This window comes from Vibrio sp. FF145, from assembly GCF_041439075.1.
GTDB classification, from domain to species: Bacteria; Pseudomonadota; Gammaproteobacteria; order Enterobacterales; family Vibrionaceae; genus Vibrio; species Vibrio tasmaniensis_A.
In genome coordinates this window covers 49,710-71,581 of the sequence record NZ_JBGONH010000022.1, presented here as the reverse complement: position 1 = coordinate 71,581, position 21,872 = coordinate 49,710, and the positions used below count along the sequence as shown (strand labels likewise).

The following is a 21,872-nucleotide window of genomic DNA, read 5'->3' as shown; positions in this document are numbered from 1 at the left end:
CTTCTTCTTGAAGATAAAAGCGGCTTTCCCCGGAAAGCCGCGATGAACCTTTTTTAATGGCGTTAACTTGAAAAATAAGCGAGACGGTTAGTCTCGGTTAAGTTCAAGGAACTCTTCTACTTTTTTCACCATGTTCTTAGAACCGACAAAGAAAGGCACACGTTGGTGCAGTTCTGTTGGTTTTATATCCATGATGCGTTGGGCGCCATCGGAGGCAATACCGCCAGCTTGCTCCATGATGAAGGCTATTGGGTTGCACTCGTACAGCAGACGCAGTTTACCCTGAGGGTGGCTTTGCGTACTCGGGTATAAGTAGATACCGCCTTTCAGAAGATTACGGTGGAAATCTGATACTAGAGAACCGATGTAACGTGATGTGTAAGGGCGGTTGTCGCTTGGCTCATTTTCTTGGCAGTACTTGATGTACTTTTTAACACCCGTAGGGAAGCGAATGTAGTTACCTTCGTTGATGGAATAAATCTTACCTTCATCAGGGATCATCATATTTTCATGAGACAGACAGAAGGTGCCCAGAGATGGGTCGTAGGTGAAGCCATTTACACCTGCACCAGTTGTGTAAACAAGCATAGTTGAAGAGCCGTAAATTACGTACCCCGCGGCTACTTGCTTGTGTCCTGGCTGTAGGAAGTCTTCTTGTGTTGGTGGGGTACCAACAGGTGATACTCGACGGTAGATAGAGAAGATTGTCCCAACAGATACATTGACATCGATGTTTGAAGAACCATCAAGTGGGTCCATCAGAACGACGTATTTTGCGTTTTTGTTGAGCTCTTTATTGAAGGCGACAGCTTCGTCTTCTTCTTCACTTGCAACACCACAAACTTGATCACGAGCTTCTAGAGCCGCTTTAAACTTGTCGTTCGCGTAAAGGTCTAGCTTTTGCTGTTCTTCACCTTGAACGTTGTCTGTACCAACAGCGCCAGTGATGTCGACTAGACCAGCCTTGTTGATCTCACGGTTAACAATTTTTGCAGCAAGTCGAATAGACGACAAAAGGGATGATAGATCACCGCTTGCATGGGGGAAGTCACTCTGTTTCTCAACAATGAACTCACCAAGGGTGCGCATCTCAGACATGTTATTTCCTTAAACTTCTCTCAATATTAGGGGGATTTGAGCACTATAGAATTTGCCTCTTACTCGGACTTTATTCACCTAGACGCCTACTTAAATTCTAAAGGTTAGATCTTTTTAATGGTAATGAACTAAGCGACGCAGATCTCACTTACTATGTCGACTAAATTTGTTTTGCATTGCTACTCGCTTTTAATCGCCATTTAATGATAATGAGTGCAGTAGTTTGATTTAGACATGGTTCATTTAGCCAAGCGTTTGGAAGCAATTTATGCATATTCATATCTTAGGAATTTGTGGCACCTTCATGGGAGGTGCTGCGGTATTGGCTCGTCAATTAGGTCACAAGGTTACCGGTAGTGACGCGAATGTTTACCCACCAATGAGCACTTTGTTGGAGTCTCAAGGGATTGAAATTATTGAAGGGTTTAACCCAAGCCAGTTAGAACCAAGGCCTGATCTCGTGGTGATTGGTAATGCGATGAGTCGTGGCAACCCGTGTGTTGAGTATGTATTGGATAACAACCTTAGATACACCTCAGGCCCGCAATGGTTGCAAGAGTTCTTGTTGCATGATCGTTGGGTATTAGCGGTATCGGGAACGCATGGCAAGACAACAACATCGAGCATGCTGGCTTGGATTTTAGAAGACTGTGGCTATGCGCCTGGCTTCTTAGTGGGCGGCGTGTTAGGTAACTTTGGTATCTCTGCTCGCCTTGGTGAAAGCATGTTCTTCGTGGTCGAAGCTGACGAATACGACAGTGCTTTTTTTGATAAACGATCTAAGTTTGTTCACTACCACCCAAGAACCTTGGTAATGAATAACCTCGAGTTCGATCATGCTGACATCTTCGATGATCTTGAGGCGATTAAGCGTCAGTTCCATCATTTGGTTCGCACTGTGCCAAGTAATGGCCGTATTTTCTCACCGAAGCAAGATACCGCGATCCAAGATGTGTTATCTCGTGGCTGCTGGAGTGAAACTGAGTCGAGTGGTGAACTCGGTGATTGGGATGCCAAGAAGCTGGTTAAAGACGGCTCTAAATTTGAGGTGAACTTCCAAGGCGAATGTGTTGGAACCGTAGACTGGGATTTGGTTGGCGATCATAACGTCAACAATGCTTTGATGGCGATTGCAGCTGCGCGACATGTAGGGGTGACACCTGATTTAGCGTGTGAATCGTTGGCGAAGTTCATCAACACCAAACGTCGTCTAGAGTTTAAAGGCGAAGTGGCAGGCGTTTCTGTCTATGACGATTTTGCTCATCACCCAACGGCAATTGAACTTACGCTGGGCGGCTTACGTAATAAGGTCGACACGAAAAAAATAATTGCCGTTTTAGAGCCTCGTTCTGCCACGATGAAACGTGGAGTGCACAAAGAAACGCTGGCTGATTCGTTGAAGCAAGCGGATTCTACTTACTTATTCCAACCCGATAACATTGATTGGTCTGTTCAAGACGTGGCCGATGCGTGTCATCAACCCGCGCACGTGAGTGATGACATGGATGCATTCGTTGCTAAAATTGTCTCTGAGGCACAAGCGGGTGACCAAATCTTGGTAATGAGTAATGGTGGCTTTGGTGGTATTCACCAGAAACTGTTGGATGGATTGGCACTCAAAGGCTAACGCATCCACGACCTTATAATTTGAAGTAATTGAGAACATGACAAAACACGATAAAGCGATAACTCTGGCTTTCACTGGCGCATCCGGTGCGCCTTATGGCCTGCGTTTACTTGAATGCCTTTTGGCCGCCGATTATCAGGTCTACTTGCTGATATCATCGGCAGCACGAGTGGTGTTGGCGACCGAGCATGAACTTAAGTTACCTGCTGGGCCAGATGCTGCGAAACAAGCTTTGGTTAAGCATTTAGATTGCGATCCAGAAAAGCTGGTGGTGTGTGGCAAAGATGATTGGTTCTCACCGGTTGCCTCTGGTTCAGCAGCACCGAAGCAGATGGTGGTGTGTCCATGCTCTGCAGGAAGCTTGGCATCGATTGCTCATGGCCTATCAGATAACTTGATCGAGCGTGCAGCCGACGTGGTTATGAAAGAGCGAGGACAGTTGTTGTTGGTGGTTCGTGAGACGCCATTTTCTACGTTGCATTTAGAGAATATGCACAAACTCTCGACCATGGGCGTGACGATTATGCCTGCAGCTCCGGGTTTTTATCATCAACCTAAGTCGATTGAAGACCTGGTCGACTTTATGGTGGCACGTATTCTTGATCACCTTGGTATCGAGCAAGGTTTAGTGCCACGTTGGGGGTACGATCAACGTAATTGATCCAAACTTGATGGCTTATTGTTAAAAATCAAATTACAATCCTGAACACTCATCGGGGAGCGAACCATTCAAATAATGAATGCGAGCTGAGATCAAGCAGACACTTGGGACCCGTAAACCTGAACCAGATAATGCTGGCGTAGGAATTGAGTTAGGAACAACCTCTACCGTTCTCCTCCCTCAAACCTGTGCCGCTCAGACCATGGAGAGCGTCCAGTGAAATTAACATTAACAACTCTTGCTGTTACTACAGCCATCTCTTTTTCTGCCTTCGCTGCAGACAACACCTTAACGGTTTACACTTACGACTCTTTTGCTGCGGATTGGGGCCCTCGTCCTGCCGTTGAAAAAGCATTCGAAGAAAAGTGTGGTTGTGATGTGAATTTTGTCGCGTTAGAAGATGGTGTGTCTATTCTAAACCGCTTACGTCTTGAAGGTGGCAACAGCAAAGCTGACATCATTTTAGGCCTAGATAATAATCTCATGGCTGAAGCGAAATCTACGGGCTTATTGGCTGAGCACAGTGTTGATACATCATCTGTGACGCTTCCTAATGGTTGGAACGACAGTACCTTTGTTCCTTATGATTTTGGTTACTTTGCGTTTATCTATAACAAAGAGAAGCTAGCAAACCCGCCAAAGAGCCTGAAAGAACTGGTTGAGCAACGTGACGATCTTAAGGTTATCTATCAAGATCCACGTACATCAACACCAGGCCAAGGCATGATGCTATGGATGAAGTCGGTTTACGGTGATGAAGCAACTGCAGCATGGAAGAAGCTTGCTCAGAAAACGGTGACTGTGACTAAAGGCTGGTCTGAAGCTTACTCTATGTTCCTAGAAGGCGAGTCTGATTTAGTGTTGTCTTACACAACTTCTCCTGCTTATCACATCATTGCAGAAAGTGATTCTAAGTACGCAGCTGCAAGCTTTGAAGAAGGTCATTACACTCAAGTGGAAGTGGCAGCGAAGGTTAAAGGTAGCAAGAACGAAAAGCTTGCCGATGAGTTTATGGCATTTATCTTAAGTGATGAGTTCCAATCGGCGATGCCTACTGGCAACTGGATGTACCCAGTGACCGATGTTGAGCTACCAAAAGGGTTCGAGCAACTTACGGTTCCTCAGAAAGCGCTAAGCTTCACACCAGAAGAGATCGCCGAGAAGCGTAAGCCTTGGATTCGTGAATGGCAGAGTGCACTTACTTTTTAACTTACTTTTTAACTTACTTTTTAACTTACTATTTAGGAACATGAGTTTTCTAACGTACTTTTAAAAAACTAGCTTTCTGTATTTAAAGGTTCATTCGTTATGTTTGGAGTGAACCATTTACGGTAAAAAATCAATTTATGATAAAGAAAACACCTAAGGTCGGGGTTTGGGTTGCGATACTCATTACCGCCTTCGTGGTTTCAGCAGTTGGGGCATTGCTTAGCAATGCCCCTTCTCTTGATATCAGCCAAGTATGGTCCGATCCTTACTATTGGCATGTAACGAAATTCAGTTTCTATCAAGCGACACTCTCAACGGTGCTGAGTGTTGGCTTTGCTATACCTATTGCTCATGCTCTGTGTCGCAGACAATTTTTTGGACGGGCCTTGTTGTTAAGGCTGTTTGCTTCGACCTTGGTTTTACCCGTATTAGTTGGCGTATTTGGTTTGCTAGCTATTTATGGTAACAGTGGTTGGTTAGCTAAATTTCTGGCGAACTTCGATATTAAACTGCCATTCTCGATCTATGGGTTGAATGGTATTTTACTCGCACATGTCTTCTTTAACCTGCCTTATGCTAGCCGTTTACTTTTACAAGCTTTAGATACCGTACCTGCCGAGCAGCATAAGCTTTGTGCTCATTTGGGTATGAGTCATTGGAACAAATTCAGATGGGTTGAATGGCCTCGTTTAAGACAGCAACTGCCACATGTGTGTGGTTTGGTCTTCATGCTGTGTTTTACCAGCTTTGCTACCGTGATGGCACTAGGCGGAGGACCTAAATCAACCACTATCGAACTCGCTATTTATCAGGCGATTAAATTCGATTTTGACCTGCAGGCTGGTGCCTTGCTCGCGATATGGCAAATACTGCTGTGTGGTGTGCTAGCTGTGAGCATTCAACGCCTATCGAAACCTATTTCAGTGACAGCCAGTCAATTGTCGGAAGAGAAATATTTGGTTAAGGACAGCTGGTGGTCAAAAGCTTGGGATAGCTTTTGGATCATCACCGTCTCAATGCTGGTATTGCCGCCATTAGCTATGGTTATCGTCAGTGGCATTAACTCGCAGGCATTAATCGTACTGAGCAGCGAGCCGTTTTGGGCTGCGTTAATGACCTCGGTTAAAGTCGCGTCATTAGCAAGTGTTATCGCGGTTGGTATTGGTATCGCAATACTGCTGACTAGTCGAGCATGGCGCTTACAGAATAAGAGTTTTCGAGCAGATAAAATCGAGCTGATTGGCACTATTATCTTAGTTACTCCCGGGCTTGTGATCAGTACGGGTCTCTTCTTATTACTGCGTTCATTCACCGATGTTTTCAGCTTAGCTTTCTTTATCGTGATTGCAGTAAACAGTTTAATGGCGCTTCCTTACGTAATTAAAACCTTGGCTCAACCTATGCTGCATTTGTCTCAGCAGTATCAGTATGTGTGCGCAAGTTTGGGAATGACTGGTTTCACGCGTTTTAGGCTAGTGGAGTGGCGCGCATTGCGTAAACCGATGGCACAAGCCTTTTCGATCAGCTTTATGTTAGCAATGGGTGACTTAAGCGCGATTGCTTTGTTTGGTAGCCAAGATTTTAGAACTCTGCCCTTGTACCTATTCCAATTATTAGGCAGCTATCAAATGGAAGCCGCAGCTGTGGTTTCCGTGAGCTTACTGTTACTGAGTGTTGGCAGCTTTAGCCTGATTGAATTTTTATTTACTCGAAGATCTAAGCTCGATGCTAAAGAATTGAGGAACCGATGATGTTAGTGATGAAAGATGTAGACTACCACTATCACAGAGAGTTGTTTTGCTTTGATTTTCAAGCTGAGCAGGGCGATATTGTTGCGCTGATGGGGCCAAGTGGCGCAGGTAAATCAACGCTGTTGGCACTGGTTGCTGGGTTTATTGAGCCCACTTCGGGTGAGATCTCTGTAGCGGGACAATCACTGATTGGCAAAGAAGCACATCAGCGTCCATTAGCGATGTTGTTTCAAGAGCATAATTTGTTTGCCCATCTCACCGTACGTGAAAATATTGGCTTAGGCTTGCATCCAGGGTTAAAGCTTACGGCAACCCAAAAGCACGAAGTCGAACAGGCCGCTGCACAAGTGGGTGTCGCTGAGTATTTAGATAGATTGCCTGAGCACTTATCGGGCGGTCAACGTCAGCGTGTCGCGTTAGCTCGATGCTTTGTTCAGCCTCATGATATTTGGTTGCTTGATGAGCCTTTCTCTGCGCTTGACCCTTTGCTTCGTGAGGAAATGCTTAACCTTGTTAGGCGATTAGCCGCCGAGCGAAACATTACGGTATTGATGGTTACTCACCATTTAGGAGATGCACGCAGTATCGCAAATAAGTTCGTTTTTGTAGCGCTAGGTAAGGTGTTGGTTGCAGACTCGATAGAGACACTGACGGCTGAACATCCACAGCAAGAGCTAAGCTCGTTTGTTAAAGCGGGTGAATGATAATTTTTTCACTCCTGTGAGTATTTCGTAATATTGAGTGCGTCAAAAACAAAAAGACCTAGCATGCGCTAGGTCTTTTATTATCTTTCTGATTGAAGGGCGGCGAAGATTAGTCGCCTAGCTTTAGCTCTTTTAAGATTTGGAATATTTCACGAGAAGACTTAGCCGGTTTATTTGCCGCTTTCTCTTTGTTAGCTTGACGAGCGAGCTGACGAAGACGTTGACGGTCAGCTTCCGGGTACATTTCCATAACATCTGAAATGGCCGCATCGCCTTCTGCAACAACACGATCACGCAGTTGTTCTAGTTTGTGCAGTTCAACTGTTGCTTGAGAGTGTTTGTTGCGAATCTTATCTAAAGCCGCTTGAATTGGCTCTGGATCGACACTGCGCATTACTTTACCAATGTATTGAAGTTGACGGCGCTTCGCTTCATTTTTAAAGCGTTGTGCATCTTTAATCGCTTGTGCCAAATCTTCAGACAGCGGAAATTTGTCTAATACAGAAGGCTTTAGGTCAACAAGCTCTTCTCCCAGCTTTTGCAGGGCGTCCATGTCCGTTTTCATTTCTGTCTTACTTACCCAGATGATTTCTTCTTCTGGTTCCCATGGGGCTTTTTGGTTTTTGCGAGCCATCTTTTCTGCCTATGTCACTATCTCAAACGAATATATTGCCTATTTTAGCAAGAATCTTGGGGAGAAAGCGAAATTCTTGTTATCCTACGTAATATTGACCTAAAAAATTAGAATAGATATGGATGTAAAACAGCAAGTCGCCCAACAACGAGTTGAGCTAGAAGCCGCAGTAGCTAAAGCGTTGGATATGGCATCAGTGAGTGCAGACGCCGCTGAGGTTGCTATTACTAAGTCAACGGGTTTAAGTGTTTCAACACGTATGTGTGAAGTGGAAAACGTTGAATTTAATAGTGATGGTGCTCTAGGTATTACTGTTTACCGCGGTCAGAAAAAAGGCAGCGCATCTACATCTGATCTGAGTGAGAAGGCCATTGCTCAAACAGTCGCGGCTGCGCTTGATATAGCTCAGTACACTTCTGAAGACCCGTTTGCTGGGCCTGCAGCAAAAGAATACATGGTAAAAGAAATTCCAGACTTGGATCTTTTCCACCCTGATGAACCAAACCCTGACTATGCCGCTGAGATTGCGATTGCAGCTGAGAAGCAAGCGTTAGCTTATAGCGACAAGATCAAACAGAGTGATGGCGCAAGCTACGACAGCCATTATGGCGTTAAGGTTTATGGTAACAGCCATGGCTTACTAGCCAGCTACGCTTCAAGTCGCCATAGCACGAGCTGCTGTGTGATTGGACAAGGCGCTAACGGTGAGATGGAGCGAGACTACAGCTACACCGTTGCACGTCACCGTGATGAGCTATGGACGCCTGAGCGCGTAGGTCAAGAAGCAGCAGAAAAGACCATTAGCCGTTTGGATGCGAAAAAGCTACCAACAGGCCAATACCCAATAATGTTCGCTAACGATGTCGCTACTGGCTTGATTGGCCACCTTGTGATGGCGATCAGTGGTGGTAACCTATACCGTAAGTCATCGTTCTTATTGGATCACCTAGGTCAGAAAATTTTACCTGACTGGTTTAACATTTCTGAGCGCCCTCATATCTTACGTGGTTTGGCTTCAAGCCCATTCGATAGCGAAGGTGTGTTCACTCAAGATCGTGAAATCATCACTGATGGTGTGTTAGCAACTTACCTGCTAACCAGTTATGCCGCACGTAAAATGGATATGACACCAACAGGTCATGCGGGTGGTATTCATAACTGGTTTGTTAAATCAACGGGTCAAAACTTTGAGCAGATGCTAAAAGAGCTAGGCACCGGCTTCCTTGTGACTGAAGTAATGGGTCAAGGCGTTAATACCGTGACAGGTGATTATTCACGTGGCGCAGCAGGTTTCTGGGTTGAGAATGGAGAAATCCAATACCCAGTATCTGAAGTGACGATCGCGGGTAACCTAAAAGACATGTTCACTCAGATTGTAGCGGTAGGTAACGACGTTGAAACTCGTTCACAAATTCAAACCGGTTCTATCTTGCTTGAGTCGATGAAAGTCGCGGGTGAGTAATTAAGTTAGCGCCAATATGATGAATTAAAAAAGGGAGCCGATGGCTCCCTTTTTGTTTTCTGTATTTCGCCAAAAATTCGCTAGCTACTCATGATAACTAGATCAGTATGGTTGCTAAGCCTAAGAACACCGATAGGCCAATAACATCGGTTACTGTGGTCAGAGCCATACCGCCCGCAAGTGCTGGATCGATATTCATCTTTTTCAGCATTACTGGGATGGTTACACCGGCGATACCAGCGACAATCAAGTTGGTCATCATTGCAGCTGAGATGATGCCTCCCAGTATCCAGTTACCTTTCCAAGCAACCACTATACCGCCAATGATAACAGCCCATAACACGCCGTTTAGGAAGCCGATGGCCGCCTCTTTGAGTAGTAGTTCGCGTTTGTTACTGTCACCGATATGACCGAGAGCTAAACCACGAATCACAAGCGCAACGGTTTGGTTACCAGCAACCCCGCCCATTGAAGGTACGATAGTCATTAGAACCGCAATTGCTGCCATTTGGTCGAGTGTTGCTTCAAACATATTGGATACAGATGCAGCAGCAAGTGCTGCGAGTACGTTAGCACCCAACCAGACACTACGACGACGAGCAGATTTTACGACTGGAGCGAAGGTATCTTCGTCATCGTCCATACCCGCCATGCTCATCATTGAGTGCTCGGCGTCTTCACGGATAACATCAACCACGTCATCGATAGTGATTCGACCAACAAGATGCTGGTTACTATCAACAACGGGTGCAGAAACCCAATTACGACGTTCGAACAGGCTGGCAATATCGGAAGCACTGGTTTCAACCGCGATCGCTTCGTCAGCATCTTCCATCACTTCGGAAACCGGAACATCGGGCTGAGTCGTTACTAGTGTGGTAAGCGATAGGTTACCGATCAGACGTTCTTCTTCATCAATAACATACAGAGCATCGGTTGCGTCGGGCAATTCGCCACGCATACGCATATAGCGCAATACAACGTCGACATCGACGTCGCCACGAATCGTGATTACGTCGGTATTCATGATCGCACCCGCTGAATCTTCTGGGTACGAAAGGGCGGTTTCTACTAATGCACGATCAACTGAGTCCATTTGAGAAAGGACTTCGCGAGAAACATCGTCGGGTAGGCTTCGAAGTACGTACGCGACGTCATCGGTTTCCATACCTTCTGTTGCTTCTGCCAAGGTTTCTGGTGCCATTTTCGACACAAGCGCATCTTTGACGTCTTCGTTTAGTTCATCAAGAATTTCACCGTAGTCTTCTGGATCGGTGAGTTGCCAGAGTACGTCACGACTTTTGCGAGGGGAGGCTTCTAAAAGGTGTGCAATATCTTCAGGTTCCATGTCCTGAAGTTGTCGACGTACGTGAACAAATCGGCCGTTTTCTAGGGCTTCGCTGACTTCTTGGAGGGTTTGGTGAGCTTGGTCGAATTCTAATTGCTCTGCCATATTTTCCTCCTATTTCATTATTCTAACAATGCTTGGAATAGTAACTTAATTCTGGGGCTTATTTAAATCATAAACTTAGCTAGAACTAAGATTTAATACTGGTTGGTTCGAAGTTTGAGTCTTCAGTGTTGTGAGTGACTCGTTTTCGCTACTCACCTTCATCAAACTTGTCTTCAATGAGGTGGCAAACAGCATCAAGTGCTTGTTGTGAATCGGTGCCTGTAGCTTGGATCGTGATGTGTTGCCCTTGCGCTGATTCCAGCATAAGCAACCCCATCACACTGTCTGCAGTTGCGATTTTATCTTCTTCGCTATGGATAGTGATAGTTGCATCAAAACTTTGGGCAAGCTCAACCAATTTTACGGCTGCTCTAGCGTGAAGACCCAAGCGATTTTGGATCAGTACAGTTCGAGTTAATTCCATGGTTAGCCCTGTTGGTGCTTCTCTAGGGAGGCATGTCTGATTTGAACTTGATGACCGAGTTGTTCGAAGTATTCACCAATTTTCTGAGTTAGATAAACTGAGCGGTGTTTGCCGCCAGTGCAACCAATCGCGACTGTTAGGTAACTGCGATTATTCTTCTCTAACATGGGTAACCACTGCTCAACAAAGCCTTGAATTTGTTGCTTGAGTTCAAGAACTTCAGCGTGTTTCTCTAGGAAAGAGTGAATTGGTGCATCAAGTCCCGTCAATGGTCGTAGTACCGGTTCCCAGTGAGGGTTTGGCAGAAATCGAACATCAAACACATAATCGGCATCACTTGGTAGGCCGAACTTAAAGCCGAAAGACTGAAAAACGATAATGAGTTCTTGTTTTTCTTTGCCCTCAACTTTGAAACGAACCTGTTCACTCAATTCGTAGAGGTTACAGTCACTGCTATCAATCACAATGCTGGCTTGCTCTACAAGAGGAGTCAGAAGTGTTTTTTCTAAATCAATAGCTTGTTCAAGAGAGAGTTTTTCTTGGCCGATCGATAAAGGATGAATTCTGCGTGTTTCGCTGTAGCGCTTGAGTAGCGTCTGTTTACTCGCATCTAGAAATAAGACGTTTAGGTCTATATCTGTGGCGGCTTCTAGCTGGTCTAGCGTTTCTGTAACTAACTGAGGCTCTTTTGGTAGGTTACGAATATCAATGCTAACAGCGACGTTTTGATTGATCTCGCGTACCGATTCGACGAAATCGTTGAGCAGGTTTACTGGTAGGTTATCAACACAGTAATACCCCAAGTCTTCAAGAACTCGTAGCGCAACACTTTTCCCGGCTCCTGACTGGCCACTAACAACGATTAATCGCATGTTATTACTCGCAAGTTGGCACTTGAATCATGATGTCGTAAAGCTCTTGATCGCTTTGAGCATTACGCAACTGTTTAAGAGTCTGCTTGTCGTTAAGTCGCTCTGCCATACAAGAAAGGGTTTTCAGATGCTCTTTACATTGTTCACTAGGAACAAGTAGAGCAAACAGTAGATCAACTGGGCGGTTATCGATAGCATCAAATTCGATTGGGTCTTGGCATTGTATTAATACAGCAATCGCTTTATTACTGACATTCATGCGTGCATGGGGAATCGCGATACCGTTACCGATACCTGTACTGCCCATTTTTTCACGGCTCAGCATGCACTCAAACAGTTCTGTTGAATCTTGACCGCAGCTTTCTGCTGCGATTTGACTGATCAGCTCAAGGGCTCTTTTTTTGCTTGTGCATTGGACTGCACTTTTAGTGCAGTCCAATGAAAGTACTTCGCTTAATTGCATGTTAGTGACTACTTAGTTTTTCTTTGTGCTTGTTGAGTTGGCGAACAAGTTTATCAACCAATGAATCAATCGCGGCATACATGCTTTCATCTGTTGCTGTCGCATGAATTTCCCCTTGATTTATATGCAGGGTAGCTTCTGCGATTTGATTGATTTTCTCAACTTTTAAAACAACTTGAACACTATTGATATGATCAAAGAAGCGCTCAAGTTTGTCGAATTTGGTGTGAACATAGTCTTGCATTGAATCGGTAAGATCAACGTGATGGCCTTGAATATTGATTTGCATAGACTTTCCTTTTCAGTTGGTTGCCAGGTTACAACTAAATTAATAGTTAACTAATCAATCGTTAATGAATAAAGAGCTAACTACTTTAGTTTATAGCAGGCGTTTACGCTGACTCGATGGGGCAATGCCCAGAGATTCACGGTATTTCGCTATGGTACGTCTAGCTACCTGAATTCCTTGGTCAGCCAGTAAAGCAGCAATCTTACTATCACTTAGAGGCTTTGCGGTATTTTCCGCTGCGACAAGCTTCTTAATGAGTGCGCGAATTGCTGTAGATGAACATTCACCGCCATTGTCAGTGCTGACATGGCTTGAGAAAAAGTACTTGAGTTCGAAGATGCCACGCGGTGTGTGCATGAATTTTTGAGTCGTCACACGAGAGATCGTGGATTCGTGCATATCAACAGCCAAAGCCACATCATTCAATACCATCGGCTTCATGGCTTCTGCGCCATGTTCGAAGAAACCGCGTTGATGTTCAACAATACACCGAGCGACTTTTAGTAGCGTTTCATTTCGGCTCTCTAGGCTTTTAATTAGCCATTTTGCTTCTTGCAAATTTGAGCGGATAAATTGGTTGTCAGCGCTACTGCCTTTGCTACTAAGGGCCGCATATTGTTGATTCACTTTTAGTTTTGGCACGCTATCTGGATTGATGGTGACCAACCATTTCCCAAGCTCTTTGAAGACGGATACGTCAGGAACCACATACTCGGTTTCGTCTGGCGTGATCTTACTGCCAGGGCGAGGGTCCAGCTGTTGGATTAATTGCAAAACTTCGCGTAGTTCCGCTTCTTTCAACTTAGTCTCTTTGATAACCAGTTTATAATCGCGATTGCCGAGTTGGTCTATATGGCTAGTAAGTACTAACTTAGCTTCGTTAAGCCAAGGGGTATCTTGTGGGAAGGTCGCCAATTGCAGTAACAAGCAATCTTGCAGATTCACAGAACCGACACCTAGCGGATCAAACTGCTGAATTCGTTTACGAACGGCTTCAATTTCATCAAGCTCGATCTCTTCGTTGTCGAAGTTCTCAAGGATGTCTTCACAAGATACGGTCAGGTAACCGCGGTCATCGATAGCATCAATTAGCGCAAAAGCTATGCTGCGGTCAGTTTCAGTGAATGGTGTTAAATCGAGTTGCCAGAGCAGGTAATCGTATAGACTTTGTGTGGTTTCGCCTTGATAAACGGGCATGTCGTCATCAATCGCAATGCCAGTGTTACCTGTGTTTGCGCTGTAAACGTCTTCCCAAGTTGTATCGATTTCTAGTTCGTTGCCGATCTCTGATTTTTCGATCAAATCGGAGCTATCAGGTAAGTCTTGTTCAACTGTTTCAACTGTTTCTTTCTCGTCACTGCTAGGTTTTTCTTCCGATGTTGGCGTATCTTCATTGCCGTCTTCGACATCGAGTAGTGGGTTCGATTCAAGTGCTTCTTGAATCTCTTGTTGCAAATCCAAAGTAGACAATTGCAACAAACGAATCGCTTGTTGCAATTGAGGAGTCATTGCTAACTGTTGGCCTAGCTTAAGTTGTAATGAGGGTTTCATTCAGTGTTACTTACCTAGTTATTATTCTAAGAACTCTCGATACTCTCTATCTAATCATAGACGGAATTGTTCGCCTAGATAAACTTGTTTAACTTGTTCGTTATTGAGAACATCTTCAGGAGTTCCCTCAGCTATTAGATGCCCTTGACTTACGATGTAAGCTTTTTCACACACGTCTAATGTTTCACGAACGTTGTGGTCGGTAATCAAAACGCCTAAGCCGCGATCGCGTAAGTGAACAATGATTTTTTTGATATCGATAACCGATATAGGGTCAACACCGGCAAAAGGTTCGTCCAGAAGAATGAACTGAGGGTTTGCTGCTAGCGCACGAGCAATCTCAACACGGCGACGCTCACCACCTGACAAAGCCATACCATTACTCGCTCGAATATGTTGGATGTGGAACTCTTCGAGAAGATCTTCCAGCTTGTCTTGACGTTGCGCGTTAGTCATCTCATCGCGCGTTTGCAAAACAGCCATGATGTTGTCTTCAACTGACAATTTACGAAAAATGGATGCTTCTTGAGGAAGGTAACCGATACCAAGACGAGAACGACTGTGCATTGGTAAGATACTGATGTCTCGGTCGTCAATGCTGATAGTACCTTCATCACGCGCAACCAGGCCCACTATCATATAGAAAGAGGTGGTTTTACCTGCACCGTTTGGGCCAAGTAGCCCGACGATCTGACCTGACTCTACTTGCAAGCTTACGTCTGTTACAACTTTACGTTTTCCGTAGGTCTTCGCTAGGTTCTTTGCTGTAAGGACTGCCATGATTACTTATTCACTTCCGCTGGTTGTAAAACCGTTGATACACGCTCACTGCTATCACTATCGGCAACCAACTTTTGAGAGGTGATCTGATAGGTAATCTTAGAGCCACGAATGATACTGCCATCTTGAGATAGCATCGCGTTCTTAGTCATGATCAATCTATCGGCAATCAGCTGGTAATGTAAATCGTCAGCTTCACCATAGAGTGTTTTCCCATCGTCAGTAAGTTGAGAAAAGGTTGCGGGCTTTCCGAAACCTTGTATTTCTTCAATTTCACCGTTGACGGCATTACGTGTAACAATGACCTTATCGGCATTGATATTGATGCTACCTTGTTTAAGGTTCACATCGCCAAGAAAGGTTACTTGATTGCTTTTCATATCTAATTGCTGACTGTCTGAATCAATATAGACAGGCTGCTCGCTATCCGAAGATAGAGCATAGACATTAGACGCCGCAAGGGTCAAAGCCAATAAACTAAGGTGTGAGAGTTTCATATCTACCCTGAACAGAATTAAAGAGAGTCGCATTGTTGGTACCGAAGTTCCCTTTCATTGCTTGCCCCTCATTTTCAAAAAATGTACCGATCATATGGACCGGAGTGTCTGAATAAAAATCTCGGCTAGTCAGTTCAACAACCATTTTATCTGTGGTCATTGTATCGAAGCTAGCATCTGGCAACAGGTTTTTCGCCACAACATTGTCATAAAAAGTGATGACTTGATTTTCATCCATAATTGCGCGATCAGCGGTCACTCGCCATTCTATCGTATGCCCTTCACGGAATACTGAAAGAACAGGGTCTTGAAAGTGCGTATCGCCAACGACCGAGTAATGCTCTAGATAGGTCGATTCAACCTGATAGCTACGAATACCGCTTTCGCCATAACTAATATTATCAAGATTCTTGCCACTAAATGCAGGCAGTTCCAAGTTTGGATCTACTTGTATCGTCGAAGTTTGCTCTTTGTCGTACAAGTAATAAGCCGACCAAGAGGCAATAAAGATGAGTATTAAGTAGATAATACGATTAAAACTCATATGCTTAAACCTTTGTGCACGTCGAGTTCGTTTCTTGCTTGTAAAATAAGGTCGCAGACTTCACGTACTGCACCGTAACCGCCGTTAATGGTTGTTACGTAGTTGGCTCTTTGTGCAAGCAATGGGTGACCGTCTGCCACACATACCTTCAAGCCAACCTTTTCCATTACAGGCCAGTCGATTAAATCGTCTCCGATATAACCTGTGTTTTCAGGATTAACTGAAAGTTTATCGCAAATGTCTTGATAGGCTTTAACTTTATCATCCTGACCTTGATAAATTAGCTTAATACCGAGAGCGGTCATTCGATTCTCAACAATTTGAGATTTACGGCCAGTGATGATTGCGATTTCAACGCCCGCGTTCATCAACGATTTAATGCCGTAACCGTCGCGCGTATGGAAAGTTTTTAGCTCTTCACCATTGTTACCCATGTAGATGCGACCATCTGAGAACACGCCATCGACATCGCAAATAAGCAATTTGATCTCTTTTGCTACGGCAAACACTTCTGAATCTACCGTGCCGTATAGAGTTTCGACTGTTTGTGACATTACATTACTCCTGCTTTCAGTAAGTCATGCATATTTAAAGCGCCTACTAATTTGCCACTATCACACAACATCAAGCCATTGATGCTCTTAGCTTGCATCAAATTTAAGCCCTCAACTGCGAGCATGTTTGGTTCTGCTACCGTTGGGTTCAGTGTCATTACATCGCCGATCTGCGTGCTATGAATATCAATACGTTTATCTAAGATACGGCGTAAATCACCATCGGTAAAAATGCCCTTCATTTGGCCATCTTCACCGACGATTGCCGTCATGCCCAAGCCTTTTTGAGATATCTCTAACAGGGCATCTCGAACTAGTGCATCCGGAGCAACAGTTGGGAGTGCATCGCCGGTGTGCATGATGTCGTCTAGTTTCAACAGCAGTTGACGGCCTAAAGCACCACCAGGATGAGACAGTGCAAAATCTTGAGCGGTAAAACCTCTTGCCTGTAAAAGTGCAACGGCTAATGCATCACCCATAACCAAGGTAGCGGTAGTACTGGTTGTTGGTGCTAAACCAAGGGGACACGCTTCTTCGGGTACTGAAATCTGTAAATGAATATCAGATAAAGTCGCCATGTTTGATGCCGGCTTGCCAGTCATGCTGATAATCTTAATGTTTAAACGCTTTAATACTGGGAATAGGCTGAGGATTTCTCCTGATTCACCTGAGTTGGATATTGCTATCACAATATCGCCAGGTTCGATCATTCCCAAATCACCATGCGCCGCTTCACCTGGGTGTACAAAGAAAGCCGATGTACCAGTGCTTGCCAGTGTAGCTGCTATTTTGTTACCAATGTGGCCTGATTTTCCCATGCCCATCACTACGACTTTGCCTTTGTTGTTCAGGATTAGGTCGCAAGCTTTGCTAAAATCATCATTAAAATATTGGTCTAATTGCGTGAGACCTGCAACTTCAGTTTCCAAAACTTGTTTTGCAACGCTGCAATAATCAAATGGCTGAGACATCAAATACTCCAAGTACGGGAAGTTAAATCAACAATTAAGCTGACATGTTCATTAGTAGGTAACTTTGATATGCCACAAACGTCACGATTAACACGCCGCCTTCGATACGATTCACGCTACGAGATTTGCCTAGTGCCATGATAACAAGGAGTAGTGATACGCCTAGCATCACCCAGAAGTCACGACCCATTGCAAACTCGCTCAAGATGGAAGGGTTTAGGATGCCTGGGATACCCATCACGGCAAGGATGTTGAATACGTTTGAGCCAATGATATTACCCACAGCCATATCATCTTCACCTTTCATAACACCAGCTAGTGATGCTGCAAGTTCAGGTAAACTTGTGCCAACGGCAATAATGGTTAAACCAATCACAAGGTCGCTCATACCAAAGAACTTCGCGATAACAACCGCGTTATCAACCAACATGTTGGCCGCTAGAGGTAGAATAATCAGACCAACCACCACCCACATTGCGGCTTTGGGGTTGCTCACGCCTTCAGGAACTTCAGATTCTTGTTCGTCAAGAAAGGCATCACCGTTCTTTTTCTCACTACGGCTGATTTGCAGCATCGCAAATAAGAAAGCGGCAAAAAGAACAAACAACAACACACCTTCATAGAAACCTAAGTGATTATCCCAAAGCAGTGCGCCCGCTAATAGAGTGACACCTATCATTAAAGGTAGTTCACGACGAATCACACCAGAGCTAATCGATAATGGCTTGATAAGGGCTGTAATACCTAAAATCAGCGCGATGTTAGCGATGTTTGAGCCTAATACGTTACCTACCGCCGTATCTGTTTTACCATCAAGGGCTGCTGTAGCAGAAACCATCATTTCAGGAGCTGAAGATCCCATTGCTAAGATTGTCATACCGATAACTAGTGGTGAAATACCGAAGTTGCGAGCAAGAGCAGCGGCACCGTAGACCAGCTTATCTGCACTCCACACCAAAAAACCTAGACCGATAATAAGAAACGCAATCGCTTCAAGCATGATGATTCCTAAAAATTAATAAAAAACGGAGAATTAACCGCTAATTTTGACTTGTTGCTAGATAAAAGGGAAGTCACTCGACAAATTAATTGCTAGTTAGTGGTAAAGAAATGTTGATGAGGAATGAATTTCTCAATGCTTTCAAATCCCTGCCTTTGTTTTCTGTTTTTAATAATTAATTGAACAGCGCTTTTAATTCTAAAGTAGACTCATTACTATTGCAGCCATAATTGGCGTTTTTAAAGCAAGGAAACAACAAAAGTATGTTGAACACTGAGCTTGTGAAAGTTAAGAATCTCAGCTTCTCACGCGGTGAACGAATTATCTTTGATGACATCAGTTTAGAAGTTCCTCAAGGAAAAATAACCGCGATCATGGGGCCGTCAGGGATCGGTAAAACAACCTTATTACGTCTGATTGGTGGACAATTACCACCAGATGAAGGTGAAATTTGGTTTGATGGCGACAACATCCCTGCATTGCCACGTCGAAAGCTATATCAAGCACGTAAGAAAATGAGCATGCTTTTCCAATCGGGGGCACTTTTCACGGATCTGAATGTCTTTGATAATGTGGCGTTTCCTTTGCGAGAGCACACTGAACTTAACGAAAAATTCATTCGTACCATTGTATTGCTTAAGCTTGAGGCGGTAGGGTTGCGAGGCGCGGCGCAATTAATGCCGAGTGAGTTGTCTGGTGGTATGGCGAGACGAGCGGCGTTGGCCCGTGCGATCGCATTGGACCCAGAACTTATTATGTATGATGAGCCTTTTGTTGGCCAAGACCCAATCACCATGGGTGTTTTGGTTGAGTTGATTCGTAACCTCAATCAAGCCTTGGGTTTAACCTCGATTGTGGTTTCTCATGATGTCCCTGAGGTGATGAGCATTGCTGATTGGGTTTATTTGATGGCTGATGGGAAAATTATTGCTGCAGGTTCTCCTGATGAGTTGTACAACAACAGCGACCCAAGAGTGCAGCAATTTTTGCAAGGTGAATCGGATGGCCCTGTGCCATTTAGGTTTCCTACAAATAGCTTAGAAAAGGATTTGTTTGAATATGATTGCTAAAACTATTGCGGGTGTCGGTAAGCGCGCACTTGCGATCTGTGAGTCATTTGGTCGAGCAAGCCTAATGCTATTTGGGGCTTTGTTTGGCATCCCGAAACTAAAAAACTTCCCTCTATTAGTTAAACAATTTTATAGCGTTGGCGTTCAGTCATTGGCTATCATTTTAGTTTCGGGTTTGTTTATTGGCATGGTACTCAGTCTGCAGGGCTATGTCGTATTAATCGACTATGGCGCAGAGGGTAACCTTGGGCAAATGGTCGCGCTCTCGTTGTTACGGGAATTGGGCCCTGTGGTGACAGCACTTCTGTTTGCTGGCCGTGCGGGTTCAGCATTAACGGCTGAGATCGGCTTAATGAAAGCAACGGAACAGATCTCTAGCCTTGAGATGATGGCGGTTGATCCCCTTAAACGCATTATTGCGCCACGTCTCTGGGCCGGCCTTATTTCTATGCCACTGCTCGCTATGATCTTTATGGCGGTCGGGATTTGGGGTGCTCAGTTAGTCGGTGTGGATTGGAAAGGTATTGACCACGGCAGTTTCTGGTCTGCGATGCAATCTTCCGTTGAGCTTGGGCGTGATATTGGTAACAGTATGATCAAATGCATGGTCTTCGCTATCACCGTAACTTGGATCGCACTTTTTAATGGTTATGATGCAGTACCGACATCCGAAGGTATTAGTCAGGCAACCACACGCACAGTAGTACACTCTTCTCTAGCGGTATTAGGGCTAGATTTTGTTCTTACCGCATTGATGTTTGGGAATTAATCATGCAACAAACTCGAAAATTAGAATTATGGGTCGGCACCTTTGTTATTGCCGGAATTTGCGCAATCTTAATCATGATCTTTCAAGTCGCTGACGTAAAAGGTATAGGTTCAAACCATACTTATAACCTAAAAGCGACCTTTGACAATATTGGCAGCCTAAAGGTTCGCTCACCAGTAAAGGTGGGGGGCGTCGTTGTTGGTCGAGTTCAAAGTATTGAACTTGATACTGAGAGCTACCTTCCTGTGGTTGAACTGTCTATTGATGCGAAGTACTCACAATTTCCTGATACCTCTAGTGCTCAAATCTTAACGTCGGGTTTGATCGGTGAGCAGTACATCAGCTTAGTTCCAGGCTTCATCTTTGAAGATGAAGAGATGTTGGTTGATGGTGATTCTATCGAAGACACCAAGTCGGCATTAGTATTAGAAGATTTGATTGGTCAAGTGCTGTATAGCGTCGGTGGCTCTGATAATAGCGAAGCTAAGGAGTAGGCTCATGTTAAAGACGAATAATTTATTGAAGACTAATTACTTATTGAAAAGACTGCTTCTGACAGCTGTCGCTTTGCTGATGTCGACTCCAGCTTTTTCGGCAAAACCGATTGACCGAACTCAGCCTTATCAGATGATGACTCAAGTTGCAGAAGAGGCTTTCGCCCGTTTGAAGAACGAGCAAGAGAATATCCAACAAGATCCAGAGTTACTGAAGGTCATCGTGGAAGAAGAGTTGATGCCTTATGTGAATGCTCAATATGCGGCGCTGAAGTTGCTAGGGCCGAACTTGAAAGGTGCTGATAGAGGAGACGTGCGCGTATTTATTGATGCATTTCGTAAATATCTCGTTTCTTCTTATGCTCAAGTGTTAACTCAATATACAGATCAGACGATTAAATTTGGTCCAGAACCAACAATTAAAACAGATAGCCGTATTACCAGTATTAAGGTTGATATCATTGATACGCCTCGACCAAACATTAACCTTGAGTTTAAACTGCGCAAAGATAAGAAGTCAGGTGAGTGGAAGGCATTTGATATGGTTGCCGAAGGTATAAGCCTGCTATCAAGCAAGAAGTCTGAGTGGAACACTAAGATTCGTCAAGAAGGTATCTTACAAGTAGCTGACGAACTCGAGAAACTGGCTTCTCAACCGATTCGTTTTGAGAGTAATAAATAATGAGCCATTCCCAATGGCAAGCGCTAAGCTCTAAAGAATATCAACTTCTTGGTGATATAGATCGAGATAGTGTACCTGCAATCTGGCGTATATTGGAAAAGTGGCAAACGACGGAATCGAGCGTTGAAATTGACCTTAGCCATATAAATCGAGTCGATTCAGCAGGAATGGTGATGCTAATTCACTTATTAGAGCATGCAAAAAATCAAAACTGTCATATAATGCTCAGTTTCGTGCCAGAACAATTACGAACGTTGTTCCAATTGAGCAATATCCAGCCAATGATGGCAGAACACATAAAAAATTAGGCAGG

At 44.4% G+C, this 21,872-nt stretch carries 25 protein-coding genes and 1 riboswitch; of the genes, 11 read left to right on the top strand and 14 right to left on the bottom strand.

Features of this window, described 5'->3' with window-relative positions:
• Positions 1 to 87 precede the first annotated feature (87 nt).
• Positions 88 to 1,098: a class 1 fructose-bisphosphatase gene (gene fbp, locus ACED42_RS10415; RefSeq protein WP_009847754.1), complete on the bottom strand. Its 1,011-nt coding sequence runs from the start codon at positions 1,096 to 1,098 to the stop codon at positions 88 to 90.
• A gap of 268 nt (positions 1,099 to 1,366) precedes the next feature.
• On the opposite strand from fbp, the gene mpl reads away from it, so the two are divergent.
• From mpl to thiQ, 5 genes are all read left to right on the top strand, one after another.
• Entirely contained in the window at positions 1,367 to 2,725 is a 1,359-nt protein-coding gene (gene mpl, locus ACED42_RS10410) for a UDP-N-acetylmuramate:L-alanyl-gamma-D-glutamyl-meso-diaminopimelate ligase (RefSeq protein WP_371702485.1), read from the top strand.
• 37 nt (positions 2,726 to 2,762) lie between these two features.
• Positions 2,763 to 3,386, top strand: coding sequence for a flavin prenyltransferase UbiX (locus ACED42_RS10405; protein WP_009847752.1), 624 nt, complete (start codon positions 2,763 to 2,765; stop codon positions 3,384 to 3,386).
• A 43-nt stretch (positions 3,387 to 3,429) separates the two neighbouring features.
• Positions 3,430 to 3,549, top strand: a riboswitch (TPP riboswitch).
• A 53-nt stretch (positions 3,550 to 3,602) separates the two neighbouring features.
• Positions 3,603 to 4,595, top strand: a complete 993-nt coding sequence (thiB, locus tag ACED42_RS10400; RefSeq protein WP_009847751.1) for a thiamine ABC transporter substrate binding subunit — start codon at positions 3,603 to 3,605, stop codon at positions 4,593 to 4,595.
• Positions 4,596 to 4,732: 137 nt separating this feature from the next.
• Positions 4,733 to 6,346 carry a thiamine/thiamine pyrophosphate ABC transporter permease ThiP gene (thiP, locus tag ACED42_RS10395; protein WP_371702483.1) on the top strand — a complete coding sequence of 538 codons (1,614 nt, stop codon included), beginning with the start codon at positions 4,733 to 4,735 and terminating at the stop codon, positions 6,344 to 6,346.
• Positions 6,346 to 7,050 carry a thiamine ABC transporter ATP-binding protein gene (gene thiQ / locus ACED42_RS10390; RefSeq protein WP_009847749.1) on the top strand — a complete coding sequence of 235 codons (705 nt, stop codon included), beginning with the start codon at positions 6,346 to 6,348 and terminating at the stop codon, positions 7,048 to 7,050. Before thiP ends, thiQ begins: the two co-directional genes overlap by 1 nt.
• A 109-nt stretch (positions 7,051 to 7,159) precedes the next feature.
• Here thiQ and yjgA read toward each other — a convergent pair whose 3' ends face one another.
• The gene (yjgA, locus tag ACED42_RS10385; protein ID WP_009847748.1) at positions 7,160 to 7,684 is read right to left on the bottom strand and encodes a ribosome biogenesis factor YjgA; all 525 of its coding nucleotides are present in this window, start codon (positions 7,682 to 7,684) and stop codon (positions 7,160 to 7,162) included.
• Between the two features lie 118 nt (positions 7,685 to 7,802).
• Between yjgA and pmbA the strand changes: the two genes are divergently transcribed.
• Complete coding sequence (gene pmbA / locus ACED42_RS10380; RefSeq protein ID WP_017058910.1) at positions 7,803 to 9,146, top strand: metalloprotease PmbA; 1,344 nt, start codon at positions 7,803 to 7,805, stop codon at positions 9,144 to 9,146.
• A 97-nt stretch (positions 9,147 to 9,243) separates the two neighbouring features.
• Here pmbA and mgtE read toward each other — a convergent pair whose 3' ends face one another.
• From mgtE to ACED42_RS10320, 12 genes are all read right to left on the bottom strand, one after another.
• On the bottom strand, positions 9,244 to 10,599 hold the full coding sequence (gene mgtE / locus ACED42_RS10375; RefSeq protein WP_012604872.1) for a magnesium transporter: 1,356 nt from the start codon (positions 10,597 to 10,599) through the stop codon (positions 9,244 to 9,246).
• A 148-nt stretch (positions 10,600 to 10,747) separates the two neighbouring features.
• On the bottom strand, positions 10,748 to 11,023 hold the full coding sequence (locus tag ACED42_RS10370; protein ID WP_009847745.1) for an HPr family phosphocarrier protein: 276 nt from the start codon (positions 11,021 to 11,023) through the stop codon (positions 10,748 to 10,750).
• A gap of 2 nt (positions 11,024 to 11,025) precedes the next feature.
• Positions 11,026 to 11,895 carry an RNase adapter RapZ gene (gene rapZ, locus ACED42_RS10365; RefSeq protein WP_371702481.1) on the bottom strand — a complete coding sequence of 290 codons (870 nt, stop codon included), beginning with the start codon at positions 11,893 to 11,895 and terminating at the stop codon, positions 11,026 to 11,028.
• Positions 11,896 to 11,899: 4 nt separating this feature from the next.
• On the bottom strand, positions 11,900 to 12,358 hold the full coding sequence (gene ptsN, locus ACED42_RS10360; protein WP_371702479.1) for a PTS IIA-like nitrogen regulatory protein PtsN: 459 nt from the start codon (positions 12,356 to 12,358) through the stop codon (positions 11,900 to 11,902).
• 1 nt (position 12,359) lies between these two features.
• Positions 12,360 to 12,647 carry a ribosome hibernation promoting factor gene (gene hpf, locus ACED42_RS10355; protein WP_009847742.1) on the bottom strand — a complete coding sequence of 96 codons (288 nt, stop codon included), beginning with the start codon at positions 12,645 to 12,647 and terminating at the stop codon, positions 12,360 to 12,362.
• Between the two features lie 90 nt (positions 12,648 to 12,737).
• Positions 12,738 to 14,198 (bottom strand): RNA polymerase factor sigma-54, encoded by a 1,461-nt coding sequence (locus ACED42_RS10350; RefSeq protein WP_009847741.1) that lies wholly within the window; start codon positions 14,196 to 14,198, stop codon positions 12,738 to 12,740.
• Between the two features lie 54 nt (positions 14,199 to 14,252).
• Positions 14,253 to 14,978, bottom strand: a complete 726-nt coding sequence (gene lptB / locus ACED42_RS10345; RefSeq protein ID WP_009847740.1) for an LPS export ABC transporter ATP-binding protein — start codon at positions 14,976 to 14,978, stop codon at positions 14,253 to 14,255.
• A gap of 2 nt (positions 14,979 to 14,980) precedes the next feature.
• Positions 14,981 to 15,475 (bottom strand): lipopolysaccharide transport periplasmic protein LptA, encoded by a 495-nt coding sequence (lptA, locus tag ACED42_RS10340; protein WP_009847739.1) that lies wholly within the window; start codon positions 15,473 to 15,475, stop codon positions 14,981 to 14,983.
• Complete coding sequence (gene lptC, locus ACED42_RS10335; RefSeq protein ID WP_371695533.1) at positions 15,456 to 16,019, bottom strand: LPS export ABC transporter periplasmic protein LptC; 564 nt, start codon at positions 16,017 to 16,019, stop codon at positions 15,456 to 15,458. Before lptC ends, lptA begins: the two co-directional genes overlap by 20 nt.
• On the bottom strand, positions 16,016 to 16,573 hold the full coding sequence (gene kdsC / locus ACED42_RS10330; protein ID WP_371695534.1) for a 3-deoxy-manno-octulosonate-8-phosphatase KdsC: 558 nt from the start codon (positions 16,571 to 16,573) through the stop codon (positions 16,016 to 16,018). Before kdsC ends, lptC begins: the two co-directional genes overlap by 4 nt.
• Positions 16,573 to 17,544, bottom strand: coding sequence for an arabinose-5-phosphate isomerase KdsD (gene kdsD / locus ACED42_RS10325; RefSeq protein ID WP_371702477.1), 972 nt, complete (start codon positions 17,542 to 17,544; stop codon positions 16,573 to 16,575). Before kdsD ends, kdsC begins: the two co-directional genes overlap by 1 nt.
• Before the next feature lie 34 nt (positions 17,545 to 17,578).
• The gene (locus ACED42_RS10320; protein WP_009847735.1) at positions 17,579 to 18,544 is read right to left on the bottom strand and encodes a calcium/sodium antiporter; all 966 of its coding nucleotides are present in this window, start codon (positions 18,542 to 18,544) and stop codon (positions 17,579 to 17,581) included.
• A gap of 263 nt (positions 18,545 to 18,807) precedes the next feature.
• Between ACED42_RS10320 and mlaF the strand changes: the two genes are divergently transcribed.
• From mlaF to ACED42_RS10295, 5 genes are read left to right on the top strand one after another with little or no spacing between them, the layout of a single operon-like run.
• Positions 18,808 to 19,614 (top strand): phospholipid ABC transporter ATP-binding protein MlaF, encoded by an 807-nt coding sequence (mlaF, locus tag ACED42_RS10315; RefSeq protein WP_371702476.1) that lies wholly within the window; start codon positions 18,808 to 18,810, stop codon positions 19,612 to 19,614.
• On the top strand, positions 19,604 to 20,383 hold the full coding sequence (mlaE, locus tag ACED42_RS10310) for a lipid asymmetry maintenance ABC transporter permease subunit MlaE (RefSeq protein ID WP_009847733.1): 780 nt from the start codon (positions 19,604 to 19,606) through the stop codon (positions 20,381 to 20,383). Before mlaF ends, mlaE begins: the two co-directional genes overlap by 11 nt.
• A gap of 2 nt (positions 20,384 to 20,385) precedes the next feature.
• Positions 20,386 to 20,877 (top strand): outer membrane lipid asymmetry maintenance protein MlaD, encoded by a 492-nt coding sequence (mlaD, locus tag ACED42_RS10305; RefSeq protein WP_009847732.1) that lies wholly within the window; start codon positions 20,386 to 20,388, stop codon positions 20,875 to 20,877.
• 4 nt (positions 20,878 to 20,881) lie between these two features.
• On the top strand, positions 20,882 to 21,559 hold the full coding sequence (locus ACED42_RS10300) for a phospholipid-binding protein MlaC (protein WP_009847731.1): 678 nt from the start codon (positions 20,882 to 20,884) through the stop codon (positions 21,557 to 21,559).
• A complete protein-coding gene (locus ACED42_RS10295; RefSeq protein WP_004735315.1) occupies positions 21,559 to 21,867 on the top strand; it encodes a lipid asymmetry maintenance protein MlaB in 309 nt (102 codons plus the stop codon). Before ACED42_RS10300 ends, ACED42_RS10295 begins: the two co-directional genes overlap by 1 nt.
• The last annotated feature ends 5 nt before the right edge of the window (positions 21,868 to 21,872 follow it).